Annotated in this window: 25 protein-coding genes; 12 read left to right on the forward strand and 13 right to left on the reverse strand. The window is 64.1% G+C overall.

Annotation, left to right across the window (positions count from 1 at the left end; translation table 11 throughout):
• Positions 1-10 precede the first annotated feature (10 nt).
• Positions 11-1,042 carry an LLM class F420-dependent oxidoreductase gene (locus FZI91_RS05805; protein WP_155937938.1) on the reverse strand — a complete coding sequence of 344 codons (1,032 nt, stop codon included), beginning with the start codon at positions 1,040-1,042 and terminating at the stop codon, positions 11-13.
• A gap of 77 nt (positions 1,043-1,119) precedes the next feature.
• Between FZI91_RS05805 and FZI91_RS05810 the strand changes: the two genes are divergently transcribed.
• Genes FZI91_RS05810 through FZI91_RS05825 form a run of 4 tightly spaced genes read left to right on the forward strand, consistent with a single transcriptional unit; the run spans position 1,120 to position 4,816 of the window.
• Positions 1,120-2,130 (forward strand): OB-fold domain-containing protein, encoded by a 1,011-nt coding sequence (locus FZI91_RS05810; RefSeq protein WP_309224027.1) that lies wholly within the window; start codon positions 1,120-1,122, stop codon positions 2,128-2,130.
• Positions 2,130-3,188 (forward strand): thiolase domain-containing protein, encoded by a 1,059-nt coding sequence (locus FZI91_RS05815; RefSeq protein ID WP_155937940.1) that lies wholly within the window; start codon positions 2,130-2,132, stop codon positions 3,186-3,188. The genes FZI91_RS05810 and FZI91_RS05815 overlap by 1 nt, the downstream gene beginning before the upstream one ends.
• A 30-nt stretch (positions 3,189-3,218) precedes the next feature.
• On the forward strand, positions 3,219-4,418 hold the full coding sequence (locus FZI91_RS05820) for a thiolase domain-containing protein (RefSeq protein ID WP_162525371.1): 1,200 nt from the start codon (positions 3,219-3,221) through the stop codon (positions 4,416-4,418).
• On the forward strand, positions 4,415-4,816 hold the full coding sequence (locus FZI91_RS05825; protein ID WP_162525372.1) for a nuclear transport factor 2 family protein: 402 nt from the start codon (positions 4,415-4,417) through the stop codon (positions 4,814-4,816). The genes FZI91_RS05820 and FZI91_RS05825 overlap by 4 nt, the downstream gene beginning before the upstream one ends.
• Positions 4,817-4,872: 56 nt before the next feature.
• Here the strand turns inward: FZI91_RS05825 and FZI91_RS05830 are convergent, their stop codons facing one another.
• Positions 4,873-6,219 carry an FAD-dependent oxidoreductase gene (locus tag FZI91_RS05830; RefSeq protein ID WP_155937941.1) on the reverse strand — a complete coding sequence of 449 codons (1,347 nt, stop codon included), beginning with the start codon at positions 6,217-6,219 and terminating at the stop codon, positions 4,873-4,875.
• Positions 6,220-6,341: 122 nt separating this feature from the next.
• On the opposite strand from FZI91_RS05830, the gene FZI91_RS05835 reads away from it, so the two are divergent.
• Complete coding sequence (locus tag FZI91_RS05835) at positions 6,342-6,830, forward strand: nitroreductase family deazaflavin-dependent oxidoreductase (protein ID WP_162525373.1); 489 nt, start codon at positions 6,342-6,344, stop codon at positions 6,828-6,830.
• Positions 6,831-6,833: 3 nt separating this feature from the next.
• Here the strand turns inward: FZI91_RS05835 and FZI91_RS05840 are convergent, their stop codons facing one another.
• Together FZI91_RS05840 and FZI91_RS05845 are read right to left on the reverse strand one after the other, a co-directional pair.
• On the reverse strand, positions 6,834-7,355 hold the full coding sequence (locus FZI91_RS05840) for a gamma carbonic anhydrase family protein (protein ID WP_155937942.1): 522 nt from the start codon (positions 7,353-7,355) through the stop codon (positions 6,834-6,836).
• Positions 7,356-7,364: 9 nt separating this feature from the next.
• The gene (locus FZI91_RS05845; RefSeq protein WP_309224028.1) at positions 7,365-8,198 is read right to left on the reverse strand and encodes a carboxymuconolactone decarboxylase family protein; all 834 of its coding nucleotides are present in this window, start codon (positions 8,196-8,198) and stop codon (positions 7,365-7,367) included.
• A 135-nt stretch (positions 8,199-8,333) separates the two neighbouring features.
• Between FZI91_RS05845 and FZI91_RS05850 the strand changes: the two genes are divergently transcribed.
• Both FZI91_RS05850 and FZI91_RS05855 read left to right on the forward strand, forming a co-directional pair.
• Positions 8,334-9,518 carry a Rieske 2Fe-2S domain-containing protein gene (locus tag FZI91_RS05850; protein WP_155937943.1) on the forward strand — a complete coding sequence of 395 codons (1,185 nt, stop codon included), beginning with the start codon at positions 8,334-8,336 and terminating at the stop codon, positions 9,516-9,518.
• Between the two features lie 52 nt (positions 9,519-9,570).
• Entirely contained in the window at positions 9,571-10,011 is a 441-nt protein-coding gene (locus tag FZI91_RS05855; RefSeq protein ID WP_162525407.1) for a hypothetical protein, read from the forward strand.
• A 1-nt stretch (position 10,012) separates the two neighbouring features.
• Here FZI91_RS05855 and dtd read toward each other — a convergent pair whose 3' ends face one another.
• From dtd to FZI91_RS05880, 5 genes are read right to left on the reverse strand one after another with little or no spacing between them, the layout of a single operon-like run.
• Positions 10,013-10,444, reverse strand: a complete 432-nt coding sequence (gene dtd / locus FZI91_RS05860) for a D-aminoacyl-tRNA deacylase (protein WP_162525374.1) — start codon at positions 10,442-10,444, stop codon at positions 10,013-10,015.
• A gap of 1 nt (position 10,445) precedes the next feature.
• Positions 10,446-11,750 (reverse strand): FAD/NAD(P)-binding protein, encoded by a 1,305-nt coding sequence (locus FZI91_RS05865; RefSeq protein WP_162525375.1) that lies wholly within the window; start codon positions 11,748-11,750, stop codon positions 10,446-10,448.
• A gap of 60 nt (positions 11,751-11,810) precedes the next feature.
• On the reverse strand, positions 11,811-12,962 hold the full coding sequence (locus FZI91_RS05870) for a sulfotransferase (RefSeq protein WP_155937945.1): 1,152 nt from the start codon (positions 12,960-12,962) through the stop codon (positions 11,811-11,813).
• Between the two features lie 15 nt (positions 12,963-12,977).
• Positions 12,978-13,766 (reverse strand): SDR family oxidoreductase, encoded by a 789-nt coding sequence (locus tag FZI91_RS05875; RefSeq protein ID WP_162525376.1) that lies wholly within the window; start codon positions 13,764-13,766, stop codon positions 12,978-12,980.
• Positions 13,766-14,938: a hypothetical protein gene (locus tag FZI91_RS05880; RefSeq protein WP_155937947.1), complete on the reverse strand. Its 1,173-nt coding sequence runs from the start codon at positions 14,936-14,938 to the stop codon at positions 13,766-13,768. The genes FZI91_RS05875 and FZI91_RS05880 overlap by 1 nt, the downstream gene beginning before the upstream one ends.
• Before the next feature lie 131 nt (positions 14,939-15,069).
• On the opposite strand from FZI91_RS05880, the gene FZI91_RS05885 reads away from it, so the two are divergent.
• From FZI91_RS05885 to cysC, 3 genes are all read left to right on the forward strand, one after another.
• Positions 15,070-15,981 carry an IclR family transcriptional regulator gene (locus FZI91_RS05885; protein WP_155937948.1) on the forward strand — a complete coding sequence of 304 codons (912 nt, stop codon included), beginning with the start codon at positions 15,070-15,072 and terminating at the stop codon, positions 15,979-15,981.
• Positions 15,982-16,161: 180 nt separating this feature from the next.
• A complete protein-coding gene (cysD, locus tag FZI91_RS05890; protein WP_155937949.1) occupies positions 16,162-17,115 on the forward strand; it encodes a sulfate adenylyltransferase subunit CysD in 954 nt (317 codons plus the stop codon).
• A gap of 35 nt (positions 17,116-17,150) precedes the next feature.
• Positions 17,151-19,058: an adenylyl-sulfate kinase gene (gene cysC / locus FZI91_RS05895; RefSeq protein ID WP_155938514.1), complete on the forward strand. Its 1,908-nt coding sequence runs from the start codon at positions 17,151-17,153 to the stop codon at positions 19,056-19,058.
• A 95-nt stretch (positions 19,059-19,153) separates the two neighbouring features.
• Here cysC and FZI91_RS05900 read toward each other — a convergent pair whose 3' ends face one another.
• The 4 genes from FZI91_RS05900 to FZI91_RS05915 form a co-directional block, all read right to left on the reverse strand.
• Positions 19,154-20,269 carry a glutamate--cysteine ligase gene (locus FZI91_RS05900; RefSeq protein WP_155937950.1) on the reverse strand — a complete coding sequence of 372 codons (1,116 nt, stop codon included), beginning with the start codon at positions 20,267-20,269 and terminating at the stop codon, positions 19,154-19,156.
• 44 nt (positions 20,270-20,313) lie between these two features.
• Positions 20,314-21,063, reverse strand: coding sequence for a superoxide dismutase[Cu-Zn] (gene sodC / locus FZI91_RS05905; RefSeq protein WP_155937951.1), 750 nt, complete (start codon positions 21,061-21,063; stop codon positions 20,314-20,316).
• A gap of 73 nt (positions 21,064-21,136) precedes the next feature.
• Entirely contained in the window at positions 21,137-21,601 is a 465-nt protein-coding gene (locus tag FZI91_RS05910; RefSeq protein ID WP_155937952.1) for a LytR C-terminal domain-containing protein, read from the reverse strand.
• A 73-nt stretch (positions 21,602-21,674) separates the two neighbouring features.
• Positions 21,675-22,022, reverse strand: a complete 348-nt coding sequence (locus tag FZI91_RS05915; RefSeq protein ID WP_155937953.1) for a DUF3263 domain-containing protein — start codon at positions 22,020-22,022, stop codon at positions 21,675-21,677.
• A 164-nt stretch (positions 22,023-22,186) separates the two neighbouring features.
• Between FZI91_RS05915 and FZI91_RS05920 the strand changes: the two genes are divergently transcribed.
• Together FZI91_RS05920 and FZI91_RS05925 are read left to right on the forward strand one after the other, a co-directional pair.
• Positions 22,187-22,780 carry a peptide deformylase gene (locus FZI91_RS05920; protein WP_162525377.1) on the forward strand — a complete coding sequence of 198 codons (594 nt, stop codon included), beginning with the start codon at positions 22,187-22,189 and terminating at the stop codon, positions 22,778-22,780.
• A gap of 12 nt (positions 22,781-22,792) precedes the next feature.
• Positions 22,793-23,701, forward strand: a complete 909-nt coding sequence (locus FZI91_RS05925; RefSeq protein ID WP_162525378.1) for a GNAT family N-acetyltransferase — start codon at positions 22,793-22,795, stop codon at positions 23,699-23,701.
• Positions 23,702-23,710 lie beyond the last annotated feature (9 nt).

Raw genomic sequence — 23,710 nt, forward strand, 5'->3', positions numbered from 1 at the left:
GGCTAGAGGTTTAGGTCAGCGCCGCCAACTGCTTGACGTGCTCGACGCTGCGGCAACCGACCACCAGCATGGTGACCCCGGCGGCCTCCCAAGCCTTGATCTGCTCGCGCACCTCGGTCTCGTTGCCGACGATCGTGGTGTCGAGGACCAGCTCGTCCGGAATCACTTCGGCCGCTTTGTCCTTGCGGTTGGTGCGGAACAGCTCGGTGACCTCGTCGACTACCTCGCCGTACCCCATGCGGCGGTATACCTCGGCATGGAAGTTCAGCTCTACGGCCCCCATGCCGCCGATGTACAAGGCGGAGAACGGCTTCAATTGATCGATCACCGAGCGGCGATCCTCGGTGACGATCACCTGGGCGGTGGCGGCGATCTCGAAATCCTCACGGGTACGCCGCGCACCGGGGCGCGAGAAGCCCTCGTCAAGCCATTCGTTGTACATGTCGGCCAGCCGCGGCGCGTAGAACATGGGCAGCCAGCCGTCGGCGATCTCGGCCGTCATCGCCACGTTCTTGGGGCCCTCGGCGCCGAGGAAGATAGGGATATCGGACCGCAGTGGGTGCGTGATCGGCTTGAGCGGCTTGCCCAGGCCGGTGGCCGTCGGGCCCGTGAACGGCAGCGGATAGTGCGGGCCGTCGCTGCGCACGGGGGCTTCACGAGCCAGCACCTGCCTGATGATGTCGATGTATTCACGGGTGCGGGCCAGCGGTTTCGGGAACGACTGCCCGTACCAGCCCTCGACCACCTGCGGCCCCGAGACACCCAGCCCCAAGATGTGGCGACCACCGGAGAGGTGGTCCAGCGTCAGCGCCGCCATGGCGCACGCCGTCGGTGTCCGCGCCGAAAGCTGAACCACTGAGGTGCCCAACCGGATTCGGCTGGTGTCCGATCCCCACCAGGCCAGCGGGGTGTACGCGTCCGAGCCCCAGGCCTCGGCAGTGAAGACGGCGTCGAATCCGCCTTCCTCGGCGGCGGCCACCAATTCCGGCGCGTTCTCCGGCGGTGAGGCCGCCCAGTACCCCAGCTGCAATCCGAATTTCATGACTGCACAGTAACCGGGCGCATATGCCACGACCACCACCCTTGCGAAAAAAACTAGAACTTGTTCTACTCGGAGGTGTGACACCCAGCCAAAGCAGCACAACGGGGCAATTACCCCTCCTGACGGCTCCCCTCGAACTGTCTTTTGATTACACCCGTTCGGTCGGTCCCACCCTGTCGAAGTTCTTCACCGCCCTGCGCGACCGGCACATCGTCGGTACCCGCGGCAGCGACGGCCGGATCCACGTACCCGCCGCCGAATACGACCCGGTGACCTACGCGCCGCTGACCGACGTGGTGCCGGTATCGAGTGTGGGCACGGTTCAGTCGTGGTCCTGGCAGCCGGAACCTCTTGAGGGGCAGCCCCTGGCCAAGCCGTTCGCCTGGGCGCTGATCAAGCTCGACGGAGCCGACACCTCGCTGCTGCACGCTGTCGATGCGGGATCCGCTGACGCCATCTCGACCGGCGCACGCGTGCACGCGGTGTGGAGTGACGAGACCGTCGGCGCCATCACCGATATCGCCTACTTCGCGCTCGGGGACCGGGACCGAGCCACGCAGTCGGCGACATCCAGCCAGAGCGACGTGTCCGTATCCGCGAACCAGGAGCCCGTGACCATGCAGGTCACCCCGATCCGCCTTGAGGTGCAGCACATCACCTCCCCCGAGGAGAGCGCCTACCTGCGCGCACTGGCAGAGGGCAAGCTGCTCGGTGGACGTACCGGTGCCGGCGGACGGGTCTACTTCCCGGCCCGCGGTGCCGATCCCCTCACCGGGGAGCCCACCTCCGATCTGGTGGAAGTCTCCGACAAGGGCGTCGTCACCACCTTCGCCATCATCAACATCCCGTTCCCCGGGCAGCGCATCAAACCGCCGTACGTGGCCGCCTATGTGCTGCTGGACGGTGCCGATATTCCGTTCCTGCATCTGGTCTACGACATCGACGCCGCCGAAGTCCGCTCCGGCATGCGGGTCGAGGCCGTGTGGAAACCCAAGGAGGAGTGGGGATACGGGATCGACAACATCCAGTACTTCCGCCCAACCGGTGAACCCGACGCCGACTACGAGACCTACAAGGACCGGATGTAATGAGCGACGTTGCTGTTGTGGGTTTTGCCCACGCCCCCCATGTCCGGACCACCGACGCCACCACCAACGGCGTCGAGATGCTGGTCCCCTGTTTCCACCAAATCTACGATGACCTGGGAATAACCAAGTCGGACATCGGTTTCTGGTGCTCGGGCTCGTCGGATTACCTGGCCGGACGCGCCTTCTCGTTTATCTCGGCCATCGACTCGATCGGCGCGGTGCCACCGATCAACGAATCTCACGTCGAGATGGACGCTGCCTGGGCGCTGTATGAGGCCTACATCAAGATCCTGAGCGGGCAGGTCGAGACCGCTCTCGTCTACGGATTCGGCAAGTCTTCCGCCGGCCTGCTCCGCAGAGCCCTTGCCCTGCAGACCGATCCGTACACCGTCGCGCCGCTGTGGCCCGATTCGGTGTCGATGGCGGCGCTGCAGGCACGGCTCGGCCTGGACTCGGGCAAGTGGACCAAGGAGCAGATGGCGCAGATATCCCTCGACGCCTTCGGTCGCGCGAAACGCGTCGACTCCGAGGCGCCGGCATCGAGCGTCGAGGAGCTGCTGGCGCGCGAGTACTTCGCCGACCCACTACACAGGCATGACATTGCGCCCATCTCCGATGGCGCCTCGATCATGGTGCTCGCCTCGGCTGACCGTGCACGTGAACTGCGCGAAAACCCGGCCTGGATTACCGGATTCGAGCATCGCATCGACTCCCCCGCGATCGGCGGCCGGGATATCACGACGTCTCCGTCGACAGCAGCGTCCGCTGCGGCGGCAACCCGCGGCGACACTGGTTCCATCGACATCGCCGAACTGCACGCCCCATTCAGCCATCAACAGCTGATCCTGTCCGAGGCCATCGGCCTCAAGGAATCCACGACGGTCAACCCGTCTGGTGGCGCACTGGTGGCCAACCCGATGTTCTCGGCCGGGCTGGAAAGAATCGGCTTTGCCGCACAACATATCTGGAACGGTTCGGCACAGCGGGTACTGGCCCACGCGACCAGCGGGCCGGTGCTACAGCAGAACCTCGTCGCGGTGCTGGACGGCGAACGATGAGCGCTTGCGCGAAGAGAAGAGGACACTGACGTGGGTACCGCTAAAAATCTCGCTGCCGTCATAGGTACCGGGCAGACCAAGTACGTCGCCAAGCGTCACGACGTTTCCATGAACGGCCTTGTGCGTGAGGCGATCGACCGCGCGATGACCGATGCGGGCGTCGGCTGGGACGATATTGACGCTGTCGTCGTGGGTAAGGCGCCCGACTTCTTCGAGGGCGTCATGATGCCCGAGCTGTTCATGGCGGACGCGATCGGCGCCACCGGCAAGCCGATGATCCGGGTGCACACCGCCGGTTCGGTCGGCGGCTCCACCGGTGTGGTGGCGGCCAGCTTGGTGCAGTCGGGCAAGTACCGCCGCGTCCTGGCACTGGCCTGGGAGAAGCAGTCCGAGTCAAATGCTATGTGGGCGTTGTCCATTCCGGTGCCATTCTCGGTTCCGGTGGGCGCCGGCGCGGGCGGCTACTTCGCGCCGCACGTGCGCGCATACATCGAGCGCTCGCAGGCACCCCTGGATACCGGCGCCATCGTGGCGGTGAAGGACCGGCTCAACGCCGCCAAGAACCCGCTGGCACACCTGCAGCAGCCCGATATCACCGTCGAGAAGGTGATGGCCTCGCCGATGCTGTGGGATCCGATCCGCTTCGACGAGACGTGCCCGTCTTCCGACGGCGCCTGCGCGATCGTCGTTGCCGACGAGGCAACAGCGGATGCCCGTGTTGCCGAGGGCAATACCGTCGCCTGGGTGCATGCCACCGCGCTGCGCACCGAGCCTCTCGACTACGCCGGACGCGACCGGGTGAACCCGCAGGCCGGACGCGATGCCGCGGCGGCGCTATGGAAGGACGCGGGAATCACCAGCCCGATCGACGAGATCGACGCCGCGGAGATCTACGTGCCGTTCTCATGGTTCGAGCCGATGTGGCTGGAGAACCTAGGATTCGCGGCCGAGGGTGAGGGCTGGAAGCTGACCCAGGCCGGCGAGACGGCGATTGGCGGCAAGATCCCTGTCAACGCCTCCGGCGGCGTGCTCTCCTCGAATCCCATTGGAGCCTCGGGTCTCATCCGGTTCGCGGAGGCGGCCATCCAGGTGATGGGCAAGGCCGGCGACCATCAGGTGCCCGGCGCTAAGAAGGCACTGGGCCACGCGTATGGCGGTGGCTCGCAGTACTACTCAATGTGGGTCGTTGGAGCGGATAAGCCCGCAGGGAAGGGAGAGGAGCAAAAGTGAGCCTTGCCAACGAAGCGGGACGGCGTTCACGAGAGGCGGTGGCCGCCCGCGACAAGCAGGCCTGGGTCGACAACTTCGCCGATGACGGCGTCGTACAGGACCCAGTGGGTAAGTCACCGATGGATCCCGAGGGCAACGGGCACCGCGGCAAGGAGGCCATTGCGGCGTTCTGGGACAACGTCATCGCGCCCACCGAGAAGCTGGACTTCATCTTCGACGCCACCTATGACTGCGGTACTCACCAGGCCAACGTCGGGCGGATCGTGACCACCATGAACGGCTACGCGATGACGGCCGAGGGTGTGTTCACCTACCAGGCCAACGACGAGGGCAAGATCGTCCTGCTGCGCGCCTATTGGGAGTTCGACAAGGTCGCCGGGACGGCGCGAAAGGTCTAGACCGAACCAATACAAAAGCCCCCGCGCATGGCGTCGGGGGCTTTTGCATCTTCACGCTAGGAGGCCTGGCGCCCGGCGCTGATCATCTCCTCGCGCGGTACTAACTTGATGCGTTCGCGGCCCTGTTCCGCACCGAGTGCGACCTCGTGGGCGTCGAGCCGTTCCCACTCCTCCCAGGTGGTGTATTCGATCCCGCTGCCCCGCAGATGCGCGAAAATCGCATCGGGGTCCGAGATTTCGGCGGGTTGGATACCCGGGAGGTCAGCAAGCAGACTGGCGATCGTCTCGGCAGCATCGGATTTGGTATGCCCGATCAATCCAACAGGACCGCGCTTGACCCAGCCGGTCACATAGGTGGATTCGATCGGGATGCTGTCGATGTCGAGCACCCGTCCGGCGTCATGTGGGACGACACCGGCGTGATGGTCGAAAGGCAGATCCGCCAGATGCGAAGACACGTATCCGACCGCGCGGTAGACGGCCTGCACCGGCCAGTCGGTGAATTCCCCTGTTCCGCGGACGGTTCCGTCGCCGGTCAGCTCGGTCCGCTCGGTGCGCAACCCCTCCACCTTGCCGGTTCCCAGCACCGCCGCCGGTGATTGGCACAAATGGATGTGGATGCGATGCGGCGCGCCAGTGGGCTCCTGATCCAGGTACTTCATCATGGTGTCGACGACGAGCTTGGTGGCCTTGCTGGAATTGATGGCCTGCTGGCTGCCCTCGTCGATCTCGAATCCCTCCGGATGCACGATGACGTCCACGCTCGGCGAGTGCGAAAGCTCACGAAATTCCATGGGGCTGAACTTGATCTGTGCTGGTCCTCGACGCGCGAAGACGTGCACGTCGGTTGCCTGGTTGAGCGCCAGGCCCTGGTAGACGTTGGCGGGGATCTCGGTGCCGAGCTGCTCGTCCGCGGGCTTGGCCAGCATGCGCGCGATGTCGAGCGCGACGTTTCCCGCGCCCAGCACGGCAACGCTCTGCGCGGTCAGCGGCCAGTCGCGCGGGACGTCGGGGTGGCCGTCGTACCAGGAGACGAAGTCGGCGGCGCCGTAACTTTCCGGCAGGTCGATACCGGGGAGGTCGAGTCCACGGTCGGCGCGTGCACCGGTGGAGAAGATCACCGCGTCGTAGAACCGACGCAGGTCCGAGAGCTTGATATCGGTGCCGTAGTGGACATTTCCGATAAACCGAATCTCGTCGCGCGAGAGCACGCGACGCAGCGCCTTGATGATCTCCTTGATGCGAGGGTGGTCGGGAGCCACGCCGTAGCGCACCAGACCGTACGGTGCGGGCAGCCGGTCGAAAACGTCAACCTGGGCCTGCTCGTACTCCTTGGTGAGGATGTCGGCGGCGTAGATGCCTGCCGGACCTGCGCCGACGACGGCGACTCGGATCTTCCTCATGCCTATCCCCTTTTGCATTGAATCACTTAGGTAAGGCAAGCCTAAAAAAAATTCCCGGGGAAGTGGGACGTACGTCCCGAGATCCCCGTCACACCACGGCCGGATCTCGGTAACCTCACCACGTGATCGCCGCGTTCATCGCTGTCGGTGTTGTTGTGTTGGTGCCGCTTATCTTGTTCGCGCTACTCGTGGCGGGTATCCGTCTGCAGAACCGCCCGATACTCGACGTGGTCCGCCGGTTCAACCACGCGGTGACCAATCCGAAGATCATGGCCACCGCGGGAACTGCCGCCACCTCGACGGCCGTCATCCGCCACACCGGCCGGCGCAGTGGGGGCTCCTATGAGACCCCGGTGGAGGCCTTCGACGCCGCCGGGGACACCGTCCTGATCCTGTTGCCCTACGGTCCGACGGCCGACTGGGTGCGCAACGTCACCGCCCAAGGCGGCGCCGATCTGCTCCGGGCCGGTGAGCTGATGGCCCTCACCGATCCGCGGATCGTCCCCACCGCCGACGTGCGGTCCCAGCTACCGGCCAAGGAACTGCGGATGCAGCGACTGTTCAACGTTCCCGAATGCCTGCAGCTGACTAAGGGGACGCGGGCTACTTGACGCTTATGTATCCAAACCAGCCCGGTAGCGCTCGCCCAACGCTTGGTACGCGGCGGGGACGCCCTTGGTCAGGAACTCCGCGGGCGTTCCTGCGACCGGCCCCTTGACCTTGGCGGGCGAACCCATGACCAGCACGTCCTCCGGAATCTGAGCGCCGCCTAGGACCAGCGATCCCGCGGCCACCATGCTCCGCGCGCCGATGGAGGCGCCGTCGAGCACCGTCGCGTGATTTCCGATCAAGGCGCCGTCACCCACGGTGCAGCTGTGCACCAGACACATGTGCGCCACGGTGGCTCCCGTGCCGATGTCGACCGGCATTCCCGGGTCGCTGTGCAGCACCGACCCGTCCTGAATGTTGGCGCCAGCGCGGATGATGATCGGCGCGTAGTCGGCGCGGATAACCGTGTTGAACCAGATCGACGCGCCGGCTTCCACCGTGACATCTCCGATGAGACAGGCGGTCGGCGCGACGAACGCCTCGGGGTGAACGCTCGGGCTTTTTCCGTCGAGTGAGTACAAGGGCATGCGCAGACCCTAGCGGGGCAGGCTCACCCGACCATCCGGCATCAGCTCGTACAACTCCGTCCCCTCCGACACTCGGGCTGCATCGGCGGCCAGTGACACCGCAATCTTGTTGCAGCCATTACGCATCACGTCAAATGTCAGCTCAACTGCCTGTTCGGTAGAGAAGTGTTTGCTCACTCCGGAGGCGACCTCGGCGGGGATATCCGCCGGGGTCCAGATCAGCGCATCCACGTATCGCAAGGCAGCCTTATGCGAGTCACCCAATCGCGTGGACTCCTCAAAATCGGCGATGTCTCCGTACAAAGACTCCGATCCCCCGGCCTTCAGTGCCGTCGTTTCGCGTAGCGACTTACACAGTCGGCACTGATGCTGCGCCGCTCCACGCAACCGCGCGATCTCGCTGGTGACAGGATCCAGCGCGGACAAGCTCCCGATGGAGGTAAGAAAATTCCCGAGCAACACGACACTCGGGTCGCTGTCGCGGTCCCAGGACGCGGGCTCTGGCCAGGCGGTGACGCCGAGTGCGGTCAGGCCCGACCGCACTCGAGGCAGGAAGTCTGCGATGAACGTCAGCGCCACAACGTGTCCCGAGCCCTTACCGAACGTTTCGAAGAGCGCCGCGCGCTGTGCATCGGTCACTGCCGAGACGTCGACGGCGAACTGCTCAGCGAAGTCGGTCAGCGCCGCAGAACCATCGGGAATGGCGTCTTCCGCGGGCAGAGGTGGCAGGCCGAGAGCGGCGGCGCACACCGTTCGGAGCGTCCGGTTGATGCCCGCATAGTCGGTCGGCGACAGCGAAATCAGCGCTGAGACCCCGAGTTCGTCAAGCCAGCCGCGGTTCACACACACCTCCTACATGCACATTTGCGCTCGTAGTGGCCACATTTCTTGCGCCAGACGACCTCAAAACTGTAACATGTTCTAGTTGGAGATGGCCGTCCGAGCGGCCAGCATCGAAACACTGGAGGCAGCCCCGCCATGAGCACAGATACCGCAGGAATCGGCGTTCGTGAGATCGACGTCGGCGAGCTACCCACGCGCTATGCCCGCGGCTGGCACTGCCTGGGTATCGCCGAGAGCTTCAGGAACGGCGAGCCCCACTCGATCGACGCGTTCGGCACCAAGCTTGTCGTGTTCGCGGATTCCCAGGGCGACATCAAGGTCCTTGATGGGTACTGCCGCCACATGGGCGGCGATCTGTCCCAGGGCACGGTCAAGGGCGACAATGTCGCCTGCCCGTTCCACGATTGGCGCTGGGGCGGGGACGGCAAGTGCAAGCTGGTCCCCTACGCCAAGCGCACCCCGAAGCTAGCCCGCACCCGCAGCTGGACCACCGACGTCAAGAACGGCCTACTGTTCGTCTGGCATGACGCCGAGGGCAACGGCCCCACCGATGACGTTGCCATTCCCGAGATCCCGGAGTTCGCCGACGACGGCTGGACCACCTGGGACTGGAACACCATCGTCATCGACGGTTCCAACTGCCGCGAAATCGTGGACAACGTCACCGATATGGCGCACTTCTATTACATCCACTTTGGCTTCCCGACGTTCTTCAAGAACGTCTTCGAGGGCCACATCGCCTCGCAGTACCTGCGCACCGTCGGTCGTCCCGATGTGCTGCTCGGAGGTTCCTCGCAGTACACCGGTGAGCAGGTCCTGGATTCGGAGGCCTCCTATTTCGGGCCGTCGTTCATGATCAACTGGCTGCACAACAACTATGGCGGCTACAAGGCCGAGTCCATCCTGATCAACTGCCACTACCCGATCGATCAGAACTCGTTCGTGCTGCAGTACGGCGTGATCGTCCAGAAGCCCGAGGGCATGGACGAGAAGATGACCGGCAAGCTCTCGCGCGCCATGACCAAGGGTGTGGGACAAGGCTTCCTGCAGGACGTCGTGATCTGGAAGAACAAGACCCGCATCGACAACCCCTTGCTGGTCGAAGAAGACGGCGCCGTCTATCAAATGCGCCGCTGGTACTCACAGTTCTACGTCGACAAGGCCGACGTCACTCCCGAGATGACGGACCGGTTCGAGCTTGAGATCGACACCTCCAAGGCCAACGAGTTCTGGCATGGCGAGGTCGACGAGAATCTGAAGCGTCAAGCGGAGGAGAAGGCCGCCGAGGCCGAAGCTCCCGCCGAGGCAACGCAAAGCTAGTGCGATGACTGAAGTTTCAGCATCGACTGAGAAAACTACCAGCCCTCCTTCCGTGGAGGAGCTGGCTCAGTCGATGCTGGCACTACATGGCGCCCATGGGGAAGACGGCGACCATGACTCCGCTGAATCCGGGGCCCACAACGGGCAATGGTCGAAGGCGCCCGCCTTCGAGAACGACCCGCAGCGGGCCACCCGGCTGCACGAGGCAACCGAGGGCGACAAGCAGCGTTATCTGACCTCGGGCCTACAAGAAGTGGACTGCAGGTTCTGCCATGGCTCAGTGATGGTGAAGAAGCTAAGCATCAATCACACTGCCGTCCAATGGAACACGGCGGCTGCCGGACGATGCGCCTACTTCGCCCAGATGCGTGAAGAAGGCGCCAACACCGCGCGGGTTCGCGGCTGCCCACGGCTGTCTGACAGCATCGCGCACGCGGTCGCCGAGGGTTGTCTCGACCCGATCTGTACGGCTTCCCCGCCCGGGGACGGCTGAGCTACAGCTCCAGCAGTACGGTCACCGGACCATCATTGATCAGTTCAACGCGCATGTGCGCACCGAACACTCCGGCCTCCACCTGCGCGCCGAGACCCCGCAGACAGTCGGCGAATGCCGTGACGATGGGTTCGGCGACATCCCCGGGAGCCGCCGCGTTCCACGCCGGACGACGCCCCTTCTTCGTGTTGGCGTACAGAGTGAATTGACTGACGACCAGGATCGGGGCACCGAGATCGGCGGCGGACTTTTCGCCGTCGAGAATGCGCAGCTGCCATAGTTTCTCGGCAAGTTGCGCCGCCTTTTCGAGATCATCATCGTGGGTGACACCCACGAGGGCGAGCAGACCCTGACCTTCGGGGCGGATCTCCCCCACCACTTCGCCGTCGACGGACACGCTTGCGGACACCACCCGCTGCACCAGAACCCGCACGCTACGACACTATCAGCGCCGCCAGCTCCCGCGCCTGCGCCCTGATCTCTGCGAATGCCGTTGTTTCCCAGAGATTTCCGCGTCGCAGCGGTCCCAGTGCCCACATCGGCGCATCACCCGGGGAAAGCCTTCCCTCGGAGTCGGTGTCCAGTCCCAGATTGAGCGGCCCGGGACGCACGAGGTCGCCGGCAAGCATCTCGCGCCACAGCGGATCGGTGCTTGCAGTGATGTCATATTGCGGTCCCGTGCAGTTGATCACCGCACGCACATCGAGAACCTCACCCGAGGACAACGTCACCCGAGCGCCGGGGTCAGCGGCCCCTGCATCTACCAGCTCCGCGCGGTGGGTGCGTAACTCACCAACTGCAATGTGCTCGTCGATCCGGGCAGCCGTCTGCGGTGCCATCCGATGCCGATGAATGTCCCATAATCTGCGGTACTTTCGCAGGAACTTCTCATGTTCCTCGACGGTCATCGCGGTCCAGAGGGCGCCGGCACGGGGCCGCAGCGCATCCACAGCCGCGCACGCGTCGCCGCCCGCGGCGATCACTTCCTGGACGTAGCGCACGGCCCGCTCCAGAACTCGGCCGCGTTCCAGGGTGAACGTAGGGGCCACCGGTGGTGATTGTGGTTTCGGGAGATGTGCTCTCGGCAACAGTCCACTGCGGGAGATGGCGTGCAGGACGCGCCCGGGTCGTCGCAGGGTGCATGCGAGATCGGCCATCGTCAGACCGGTCCCGACCAGCAGCAAATCGCCCTCGTCGGGAACGTCCCCGAGCGCACCGGGGCGCCAGGGATCACCCACGAGTACCGCGTTGTCCCGTAACCAGACTGGCGCCCAGGAGGTTCCGGGATTATTGGGGCCTGCGGCCAAGATCACCGCGTCTGCGTACACGTTTTCGCCATTGCACAGAGTGACCGAAATTCCGTCGCCCCGCCGTCGCGCCCCGACGGCTCGGCGATGGATCCGAGTCACGCGATCGTCGCCGGCTCTCTCGAATACGCCCGATAGGTAACGTCCGAACAGTCCCCTGGGGACGTAATCCTCGGGACCAGCGCTCAACGGGCTGTTATCTGCAAGCCAGGCCACGAAGTCCAGGGGCTCACCGATGTCCGCGCTGAGTTTCCCCGCCGGAACGTTGAGCAGGTGCCGGGGGTCTTCCGTGCGGTACGGAAGACCGGGCCCGGTCCGCGCGTCGGGGTCGATCACGCTCAACCGCAGCGTCTTCGAGTCCGTGTGCCGCAGAACGTGCAGTGCCGCCATGGTTCCGGCGGCACCGGCGCCGATGACAGCAACGTGGGTCACGGATGACCCGCTTGCGGCAAGACCCACATCACGGATGGACCGCTTGCGGGAAGACCGACGTCACAGCCCGGAGAAGCGCTCCATCACCGCTTCCTTGCTCAGCCCATAATCGGCAAGCGAGTAGACGTGCTTCGGTGCGCGCGGGCCCTTCTGGCTTTCGTCATTCATCTTCTGCATCTCCACGAGGGCCGAGGCCGAATGCTCTAGCCCGAAGTGGCGATAGATGGATTCAACGGTGCCAATCGGATCGGAGATAAAATCGAAGTAGTCGACATCGCAGAATTGGGCCTCGTCGTACTTGGTGCGTGCGGACTTGAAGGACTCCAATCCGCGTGCCCAGGTGTCCAGCTGATCGGCGCCGAGCGTGGCACCCACGAAGGTCTCCGACCAGCCCGCCGTCGCGTGCTCGTTGAGCGAGCACACGGAGGCGATGATGGTCTCGGCGGGGCGGTGCGTCTGAATGACCAGCGCGTCCGGGTACACCTCCATAAGCGCATCGAGGGCGAAAAGGTGGCTGGGATTCTTAAGCACCCAACGCTTTTCGATGTCGTTGAGCCCGATTAGCTGCAGGTTGGCCCTGTAACGACGGTAGGCGGGCGTCCAATCCTGTTGGGCCAGCCATTGCGCGTAGGACGGCACGTGCGCCAGGCATTCATAGGAGACCGAGTGCACCGACTGCCGCAGCAGCTGCCAGCATTCCTCTACCTCGCTGGCCGACATGTAGTGCAGGCCCATGAATTCCGGGTTCGCGACATGATGCTGGGAGAACTGCGATTCGAGCTGCTGGTACACCGGATTCGCATCCCAGGTGTCCCGGGCCGGCCGCGGCTGCGGGAAATCGGCCAGCCACATTTCCAGGCCCTGGTGCATCGGGTCGGCGTTGAGGAGGCGATGCAACGCGGTGGTGCCGGTGCGCGGCAGGCCAGTGACGAAGATCGGCCGGTCGATGGCCACCTGCGCATAGTCAGGGTGCGCCTTGAAGGCAGCCTCGCTAAGCAGCCGTGCGCCCAGCGCACCCCGCAGGAAGACCCGAGACATCTTGGAACCCAACGGAGTCAGGCCGGCTTCGCTTTGATACGAGTCCAGCAGGACGCCGAGTGCTTCGCGGTAGTTGTCGACAGTTCCGTCTCCGAAATCATCGAGACCGATCAGACGGGTCGCCGACTCATGCAGATCGTCGACCGTGCCGACGCTGGTGCGCTCTGTACTCATCTGTACTCCTTGTGTCTAGGCATGGAACTCGCCGCAGTTGACATCGAGGGCCTGGCCGGTGATCCCGCTCGCCAGGCCGGAGGCAAGGAACAGCACGGCATTGGCCACTTCCTCGCTAGTCGGGAGGCGCTTGAGATCCGAATTCGCCGCCGTGTACTCGTAAATCTGCTCGACGGTACCGCCGTATTTCTTGGCCTGATGCTCGAAGTACCCCTTGAGATTCTCGCCCCACATATACCCGGGAACAACCGAATTCACCCGCACGCCCTGCGGCCCCAGCTCCGTGGCCAGCGATTGGGACATGGCGAGCAGCGCGGCCTTGGCGATCTTGTAACTGCCATACCGAATCTGCGAGTGCCGGATCACCATCGAGTTGATGTTGACCACCGCCCCCTTCGATTGTGCGAGAGAGGAGGCCAACTTCTGCGTCAAACGGAGTGTGCCGACCACCGAGAGTTCGACGCTATCGCGTATGTGCTGATAGTCCGTCTTCTCCAGAGACTTCATGGACGGGATACTGAAAGCATTGTTGACGAGAACATGGACGCCGCCAAAGGTTTCCGTCGCGCGTTCCACAAGGTTCGCGACGCTGGCCTCGTCGGTGATATCCGTGGCCACCGTAAGCGCCTTGCGGCCAAGGGCGGTGACCTGTTCGGCCACCTCGTCAAGCCGCGATTGAGTACGTGCGGCGAGAACCACATCCGCGCCCGCCTCGGCGAACTTGATGGCCAGCGTGGCACCAAGACCGGGTCCGATACCCGATATGACGGCGACCTTGCCATCGAAGTTGAGAAGATTTGTCACTAGCCCAACATCCTTGCGCCGATGGCAGTCTGACGTTCCGCGATGCGACTGCGCCAGCCCTCCGCGCTGATCTGATTGAGCTCATAGTGCGGCAACTTGGTGGCGACTTCCTCGATGCCGACTACCTCGACGGTCGGGCCGTCGGCGGCGGTCAGCTGCCTGTCCGCCCGCTGCCACCGGAACTGCAGATACGCACGCCGGTGGCCCAACGTCTCAATCCAGTTGGTGACACCGGGATTGACGTTGCTCACCACCATCCGGATGTAGCCGTCGGGATCGACCTGCGCCTGGCTGGAGTTCAGTGACGTCTGATGGTTGATGTAGTCGAGCGAGATGTACCAGAGACTGCCCAGCTGGAAACCCTGATACGGCGCATCGGATTTCGGAACGGTGATGATCATCGCCTGATCTTCAGCGAGGTCGTAATGACCCACCGAGGAGAACTGGGTGGCGAGGCCGCCTGGGGTCAGACGAGGCTCGGTCATGGTGTTGACCGGCAGATTGTCGTAGAACCACTTGGGGAACTGTAGCCACGTCTTGACGCGATTCACCAGCTGCTTACCGGCACTGGCATAACGCCTTTCGATCTGCTCCTTGGTAAGCGAGGCGGGCGCGGTGCCGGCAGTGTCCACCCGCGCAATAGCAAGGCTGCCACGCTGCTCACGCCAATCGCTGTACACCTCACGCATGACCAGTTGCGCCGATCCGGGCCCGAGGGTGAAGTAGTTGGGCCGCGTACCGCTGGCTGGCCCGGGGCCAAATCGGACCTCGAAACTGCCGTCGCTCTCGATATGGATCTCACGGTCATCGAACGCAATCGCGCTACCCGGGACGTTCTTGTCGGTGTAGTCACCCCCACCGAGCACTTGAAAGCTCAGATCGGTAGTGCTGCCACGCTTTCCGGTGACCACATACTCGTACTCGCCATTGACGCGAGCACCGAAGTACAGCGTGTCTGGGTTGTCCAACCCCATCTTCGTAAACGGCCCCGTACCGGACAGCAGGAACGGGTGATCACGGTCGGTGTGAAATGCCATGTGGGTACAGGCAGCAATCCCCTGCGCCAAATACTGCAGCCCCTCCAGCAGATCTGCTTCGGTGTCGATGTGCGGTGCCGCGGCGATCAGCTCCTCCGACTCCGCGATCGCAGCGGTGAATGCCTCGCTGTACATGGCGCTCCTGACTGGTACAAATCTGTACCGCAGTGGTAGAATCCCCCCAGACAGTAGAGCGCGATGACCAGGTACGTCAAGAATGCCAGGAACCGCGCAGCGGCACAGGAGGTTTCGTCGTGGCCCCGGGAATGACTGCGGATCGAGGCAGGACGTCGCCCCCTACCGAACGCGTGATGGCGGTGCTCGACTTCATGGCTGGGCACCGCACCGAACGCTTCGGGCTCTCCGAGCTGGCACGGCGCCTTGGCCTGAGCAAGCCGACCTGCCTGGGCATCGTAACCACTCTCGCCGAGTCGGGGTATCTCATCAGGGACGACCGCGATAAGACGTACACCCTGGGCCCGGCGCTGATCCGTATCGGCAGAGCCGCCCAGGAGTCGCTGCGGGCCAAGCCCGCCAGCCGGGACCAATTGCTCTCACTGACACGCGAATTCGGCCACACCGCGGCACTGTCCGCCGTGGTGAGCGATCGGGTGACCGTGCTCGAGGTGGTCAGCGACCCCGAGCACCCCGTGCGCGTGGAGGTCGGCCAGAGCTATCCGTTCACCCCTCCGGTCGGCCTGATGTTCGTGCTCTGGGATACCGACGAGACCATCGCCTCCTGGCTGGCCAAGGACCCCACCGCACCCGGCCGCACCGCGGATGACCGGCTGCGCAAGGTGATCGAGGAATGCCGCAGCGACGGCTATCTTGTCGAGCTGCTGACCCCCGCCGGCCGCCAGCTGTATTCCCTGATGGCAGGGGTGCCCGGTGACATCCCCAACGAGCTGCGCGCGCTACTCGGCGAGATTGTTTCGGGCATCGGCGAACGGGTCTACCTGCGCAGCGAAAACTACACCGTCGGTTCCGGCGCGAAGGTGCGCCACCGGGTGAACGTGATGTCCGCACCGGTCTACGACCACAACCGCAAGCAGGCCATGGTTGCGAGCCTCTACATCGCCGACGATCTCACCGACGCCGAGATCACGGCTCGCGCCCAGGCGCTCGTCCGTACCGCTGACGGAATCACCGAACACATCGGTGGGATCAAGCCCGCCTAGCTCGCCCCCATTCCCCCTCCGCCGAGTGTGAGCGCCAGTGCTCACACTCGGCGGTTTTCGCGCACTGGGGCCCACACTCGACGTCTCGCCCATTGACACCCCACGAGAACGCGTTCTAGTCTGGGCTGGACCGAATACGAACCGATGCGGTACATATTTGGACCATCAAAGGAGTCGAGGATGACGGCAGATACCAACGTTCTTCGCGCGAGCGGCTCATCACCAGCCGATTCGTATGAGTTGTCGCACTTGAACGCCCTAGAAGCCGAGGCGGTGTACATCTTTCGAGAGGTCGCAGCAACCTTCGAGAGGCCCGTGCTGCTGTTCTCCGGGGGCAAGGATTCCGTCGTCATGCTGCACGTCGCGGCCAAGGCGTTCTGGCCGTCGCCGCTGCCCTTCCCCGTCATGCACATCGACACGGGGCACAACTTCGATGAGGTCATCGCCTTCCGCGACGAGACCGTGAGCCGGTACAACCTGCGTCTCGAGGTCGGCAGCGTGCAGGACGATATCGACTCCGGCGCAGTGGTCGAGGAGACCGGACCGGGCGCCACCCGTAACCGCCTGCAGACCGCGACCTTGCTGCGCAGCATCAACGAGCACCGGTTCGACGCGGTGTTCGGCGGCGCCCGTCGCGACGAGGAGAAGGCCCGGGCCAAGGAGCGCGTGTTCAGTTTCCGCGACGAGTTCGGTCAGTGGGACCCTCGTGCGCAGCGCCCGGAGCTCTGGAACATCTACAACGGACGCCACCGCAAGGGTGAGCACATCCGGGTGTTCCCGCTGTCCAACTGGACCGAGCTGGACATCTGGCAGTACATCGAGTCCGAGAACATCACGCTCCCACCGCTGTACTACGCGCACAACCGCCACGTGGTCGAGCGCGACGGAATGCTGTTGGCAGACACCAAGTTCCTCACGCTGCAACCGGGCGAGGAGCTTGTCGAGAAGTCAGTGCGGTTTAGAACCATCGGCGACGCCACCTGCACCGGAGCCGTCGAGTCCGTCGCATCAACTCCGACCGCCGTGGTGGAAGAGGTTGCCGCCACACGTATCACCGAGCGCGGAGCCACTCGCGCCGACGACCGGATCTCCGAGGCCGGCATGGAAGACCGCAAGAAGGAAGGGTATTTCTGATGAGCCGCTTGCGCGAAGAACAAAGGGCAGAGCTGATGAGCACCGTGACCGAAACCGCCGAGCCCGCACAGGAGCTCATCCGCGTCGCCACCGCGGGCAGCGTCGACGACGGCAAGTCCACCCTCATCGGGCGTCTGCTGTACGACTCGAAGTCGATTTTCGCCGACCAGCTTGCGGCGGTGGAGGCCAGCAGCAAGGCCAAGGGCGAGACGCACACCAACCTGGCACTGCTCACCGATGGGCTGCGCGCGGAGCGTGAACAGGGCATCACCATCGATGTCGCCCACCGCTACTTCTCCACGCCCGCACGTAAATTCATCATCGCCGATACCCCCGGACATGAGCAGTACACCCGCAACATGGTGACCGGCGCCTCCACTGCCGACCTGGCCATCATTCTGGTCGATGCCCGCAATGGTCTGACCCAGCAGACCCGGCGACATGCATTCATCACCTCACTGCTCGGTGTCGAACACGTGGTGCTGTGCATCAACAAGATGGATCTGGTCGATTGGTCGCCTCAGCGATTCGATGAAATCAAGGAGGAGTTCCGACGGTTCGCGACCAAGCTGGAGCTGCATGACCTCACCGCCATCCCGGTGTCGGCGCTGCTCGGCGACAACATCGTCACCAGGTCCACCAACACCCCGTGGTACGAGGGCCCCTCGCTGCTGCATCACATTGAGCAGGTGCATATTTCGTCGGACCGCAACCTGATCGACGCGCGCTTCCCCATCCAGTACGTCATCCGCCCTCAGGGCGGTGCGGCGGCGCCGGGGGCCGAGCAGATCACCGACCTGCATGACTTCCGCGCGGTAGCCGGAACCGTCGCGAGCGGTGTCTTCAAGCCCGGTGACGAGATCGTCGCGCTGCCTTCCGGTTTCACCTCGACGGTGTCGGCCATCTGGGGACCGGGCGGATCGGTCGTAGATGAGGCCTTCGCCGGAAGCGCGGTCAGCGTGCAACTCGCCGATCAGCTGGACCTGGGTCGCGGCGACATGCTCTGCCGTCCGAACAACCGGCCGCTTGTCGGCGCACAGATCGATGCCATGGTGTGCTGGTTCACGGACGCATCCGCGCTGTCCGAGGGCTCACGGTTGGTGATGCAGCACGCGAATTCGACGGTGAAGGTGGCCGTCGCCGGGCTGGACTACCGACTCGATGTCAACAGCCTGCACCGCGATCAGGAGGCAAAGGAGCTCAAGCTCAACGAGATCGGCCGGGTGCAGCTGCGGCTGCAGCGGCCGATCATGTTCGACCCGTACCGGCGCAACCGGACCACGGGCGCCTTCATTCTGATCGACGAGGCCACCAACAACACCGTCGCGGCCGGCATGATTTCCGGGCCCACGCTCCATCAGTCCAAGGTTGTCTGGCATTCTTCCGCGATCTCTCGCGAGGAGCGCTCCACGAAGGGCGGAACGATCTGGATCACCGGGCTCTCGGCCTCCGGAAAGTCCACGGTGGCAGTCGAGCTGGAGCGACGTCTGGTGGCGATGGGCATTCCCGCGTATCGGCTCGACGGCGACAACCTGCGGCATGGCCTCAACGCCGACCTAGGATTCTCGGCGGCCGACCGAGCTGAGAACGTGCGTCGTGTCGGGGCCGTCGCCCAGATCCTTTCCGACTCGGGCGTTGTCGCGGTGGCTGCGCTCATTAGCCCCTATCAAGCCGATCGCGACAAGATCCGGAACCAGCACGAAAAGGCCGGGCTGCCGTTCATCGAGGTGTTCGTCGACACCCCGGTCGAGATCTGCGAGCAGCGCGACCCGAAGGGGATGTACGCGAAGGCTCGCGCCGGAGAGATCAGCGACTTCACCGGGGTCAATGCGCCGTATGAGGCCCCTAAGAAGGCCGAGCTGGTGCTGCACCCCAGCGACGACACCGGAGGCAACCCAGAGCAGCAGGCCGCCGTGATTCTGGACTTCTGGCTGTCGGTTTAGGAGCGAATCTATTTGTCGCGCATGATGTTGTGCGCCAGGAGTTCCGCGCGGTTCATTCCTGTATTCCGTTGGTCCGTCACCGGATTGCAGTGCTGTTAGCCAGGTAATGAGTCAAGTTCGTTGACCACGGAGTCAACGACCGCACCCAGGTCGCCGTCGTGCTCTTCGGCAACTCGCCGCTGACGCTGATAGGAGCCGCCGTGCCGGTAGATCTCCTCCACCGCGGCCAGCTCCTTCTCACATTCCAGCAGGCGCGCGATGGGCTGCAGCCGGGTCAGCAGGTCGTCGAGGTCGTCGGTAACCAGTCTCTCGTTGCTGTCCTCATCGAGGATGATGACGGCATCGAGCCCGTATCGCGCACTGCGCCATTTGTTTTCCTGCACATGCCAGGGCGGCATGGTGGGCAGCGACTCCCCCGCTTCCAGCTTGCGATCCAGGTCGACCACCAGGCAGTGGGTCAACGCCACCAGCGCTTCAAGCTCGGCAACATTGGAGATCCCGTCGAATATCCGGACCTCGACAGTGCCCAGCGCCGGTGAAGGCCTGATATCCCACCGGATTTCGTTGAGCTGGTCGATGATCCCGGTCTTCATTTGATCGCCGACGAAGCCCTCGAACTGATCCCACGTCTGGAAATGGAAGGGCAATCCGGCGGTGGGCAGCTGCTGAAACATCATGGCCCGGTTACTGGCGTACCCGGTGTCCTGCCCCTCCCACATGGGCGAAGAGGCCGACAGCGCCAGCAGGTGCGGATAGTAGTTCAGCATCGAGGTGACGATCGGCATCACCTTGTGCTTCGAGGAGACACCGACGTGCACATGCACGCCCCAGATCAACATCTGGCGTCCCCACCATTGGGTGCGGGCGATCAACTCGTCATAGCGCGGCGCCTCGGTAAGCTTCTGCGCCGACCAACGGGCAAAGGGGTGCGTGCCAGCACAGAACAGCTCCATGCCCATCGAACGTACGAGGGGCCGCACGGTCGAGAGCGTCGCCTGCAGATCCTGCATAGCCTCATCGACCGTCGTGCAGATTCCGGTGACGACCTCGATGGTGTTGCGCAGCAGCTCCTTGTGAACGTGCGGGGTGTCACCTATCGCTGCCAGCACCGCGGAGGCCTCGTTCGTGAGGTCCCGGGTCTGCGCATCGACCAGTGCGAACTCCCACTCCACCCCCAAAGTGGGACGCGGCGACCCGTGGTACTCAATCATGCAAGCTCCGTCGCGGAGCCGCGACGAATCGGCCCAGCAAGCGGCTAGCCGGCGTCAATGACACCGCAGGCCACGCGCTTGCCGGCATCGCCCGTCGACTTCGTGGTGTCGTCGGGGCCCGCGGTACCGTTGGCTTGGGTGTACCGCTCGGGCGGGATGTTGGCGAAGTTATCCGACTTCTCGTGAATGATGATCGCCGTACCGGCGCCCGCAGTCAGATCGTCTTTGGTGAATGAGTCGGCGGTGGTGACCAGCTCGCCGGAACCATCCTTGAGGATGTTCAGCGACACCAGGTCGCCGCTGGACGGGTGCCCGGTGTATCCGGGGACATTGAAATGCCCACCCGCGGAGAGGAAGTCACCCGGGGTACCGCCGGCCGGTGCCGTGGAGTTGGGGTCGCACTTCTTGTAGGAGTGGATGTGCAGCCCGTGGAATCCCGGCGTCAGCTTGCCGTTTTCGGTGGTCTTCACCGTGATGGTGGCGTGCCCGTCCTGGAACACGAATACAGCGGAAGCCACCGGAGTGCCGTCGGCCAGCTTGAGCGTGGCGTTGAGTTTCTCGCCGGACGGGATCGTCTGCTCGCCGTTGCCATGACCACCGTGTTCACCCGCGGTCGACGGCGCGGTGGAACCGGTCCACACCGGAGGCGTGGTCCCCGGCGTGGTGCTGGCGTGCTGATCCGGAGAGCATCCGGTCAGGGACAACGCAACAGCGGCAAGGGTTCCGGTCGCAAAGAGCAGAGGCTTGGCTGAGGCACTTGAAACGGCACAGACGCTGGCGCGGGGCTTAACCATGGCCCTCATCATGCCACCTCACCAACGAGGCCCGGCACCCGCAGGGCTAGTCCGTCAGTCCGGTGTCGCTCGATCAGATGGCGACGGCGACGACCACGCCGGGCGGCTGTTCGACCAGCTCGGGCGCCCGCGGTATGGCCTGAACACCGAGCACCTTGGCGATTTCGTGGGCTGCTTCCTCTTCCCCCGCGGTCTTGCCGAAGAACACCGTCGTCACGTTGACTTCGGGCATGGGCAGATTGCCCACTTCGGTGACCTTCCAGCCCGCGCCCGCGACCTGGTCGGCTGCACCCCGCGCCAGGTCTGGGACCGAGGTGGTGTTATAGACGCGGACCTCGGGCTTTGGGGCCGGAGGCGGTGTCGTCGACTTGGGGGCTGCAGCGGCAACCGATGTAGTGGTGGCCGAATCAGACGACGCGGACTTGTCGGATCCGACTGCATTGAACCCCACCAGCAGGAAGATGATACCGAGAAACAGCAGGACCATCACCATGGCGCGTAGCGGCAGACCATGAGAATCGGTTACGCGTTCGTTCATCGTGAATCCACTGTACGGTCCGCGGGCGCCAGCACCTATTTAGCGTGGCTCATGCCGCGCTGTGGCGACACGATCATGTGACCTCGAACCCCAGGCGGCGAGCCGCGCGGGCCTTCTGACGGCTCGCACGCAGTCTGCGCAACCGCTTAACCAGCATCGGGTCCGCTGCCAGGGCCTCTTGACGATCTACCAGGGTGTTCAGCACCTGGTAGTAGCGGGTCGCCGACATGCCGAAGAGCTCCTTGATGGCGTCTTCCTTGGAACCCGCGTACTTCCACCACTGCCGCTCGAAGGCCAGGATGTCGTGCTCGCGCCGGCTCAAACCGGCAGCGATCTCGACTCCGTCCGCGCCGACGGCAGGCGAATCCTGACCAGCATGCGCAGCCTTCGACTGCTCAGCTCGCGCCTGGGCGCCGTCCATAAAAGCTCCTAGACCCAACCGGGGCGGTTTGTTGCTTGTCTCTTTGATCGATCGCGATAACTACAACATTGTGGTTCGGCGATATTTAACCACGCTCAAACCGCAACTGCGGCTAGCCAACCCCGCGCGTCGGCCGCCAATACCGAGCCGATAGCTTGCCTTCCGTGGCTATTGTTCCTATCCGCATCGTTGGCGACCCGGTGCTGCATGCACCCACCGAGCCGGTTCAGGTGGGTGCAGACGGTTCGCTGCCCGCCGATCTGCCCGAGCTGATCTCCAACATGTACGAGACCATGGACGCCGCTAACGGCGTCGGTCTCGCCGCCAACCAGATCGGCGTGCCGCTGCGCCTCTTCGTCTACGACTGCGCCGATACCCGGGGCGGCGGTACCCGTCAACGCGGTGTGGTGATCAACCCGGTCCTGGAAACCTCTGAGATTCCCGAGACGATGCCCGACCCGGATGACGACGAGGAGGGGTGCCTCTCGGTGCCCGGCGAGTCCTTCCCCACCGGCCGTGCGGCGTGGGCGCGGGTCACCGGCCTGGACGCCGACGGTAAGGAAATCACGCTCGAGGGCAACGATCTGTTCGCGCGCATGCTGCAGCACGAGACCGGGCACCTCGACGGATTCCTCTATATAGACAAACTGGTCGGGCGAAACACCCGCGCCGCCAAGCGCGCCGTCAAGTCCAATGGCTGGGGAGTGCCCGGATTGAGTTGGATGCCAGGAGAAGTCGCCGACCCGTTCGGACATTAAGAGGACGGCACGGTGCCCTTTCCTGACCTCGGGACGCGGGTAGCCATCCGCAGTCGACGTCCCGCCGGCTCGGTACCCCCGTTTACCGATACTGTCGGAGAGTTGGTCGCAACACATCCCGTTGTGCAGGTGTTGCACAAATCCGGTGCAGTGGTGGATATTTCGGCTTCCGACATTGTCTCGGTGCGCGTACTGCCGCCGGTTCCGGTGCTGAATCGAGACATCAGATCAGTGGAGCGAGCCGCGGCCTTCGCCTGGCCGGGCATCGAGCACGACTGGTTGGACGGGTGGTTCGTCAGGGCATCGAACGGGCACACACACCGCGGTAATTCCGCTGTACCACTGGAACATTCGGCGTCACCCCGCTCACTTGGCGACGTGGACTCATGGTATTCCGAACGCGGGCTACCTACCCTTTTGTGCCTGCCCGACCGGTTGATCCATCCGCCCGACGAGCTGGCGACCAGCAACGAAACCGTGGTGATGGTGCGCGATCTGAAAGAGGCGCCGTCCGCGCCTCAGTCGACGGCACCATCTGTGCCGTCTTCGGACTGGCTTGCCCTGCATGGAGATAACCACCCGCTGGCCGTTCCCGTCCTCACCGCAGTGGTAGACGGGTCACTGGGATTCGCCTCCATTATCGAGGCGAGCGCCGCCGTCGCCATCGCGCGTGGCGCCATCACCGAAGGCTGGCTCGGTATCTCGGCGGTGCGGGTGGCGGAGGGCCACCGCAGGCGCGGACTGGCCAGGCAGATATGTGACGCGATGCTGCGCTGGGGAGCCGCGCAGGGCGCACGCCGGGCGTATGTACAGGTGCGCGCCGAGAATGAGGCCGCGCTGGCGCTGTACCCGACCATGGGTTTCACCGAGCAGCATCGATACCGGTACGCGGCCATCCGGCCCGTCGGGCACGAAAAGTAGGCTGGCGTC

Origin of the sequence: Mycobacteroides sp. CBMA 271 (assembly GCF_009729205.1) — a bacterium.
Lineage (GTDB): Bacteria > Actinomycetota > Actinomycetes > Mycobacteriales > Mycobacteriaceae > Mycobacterium.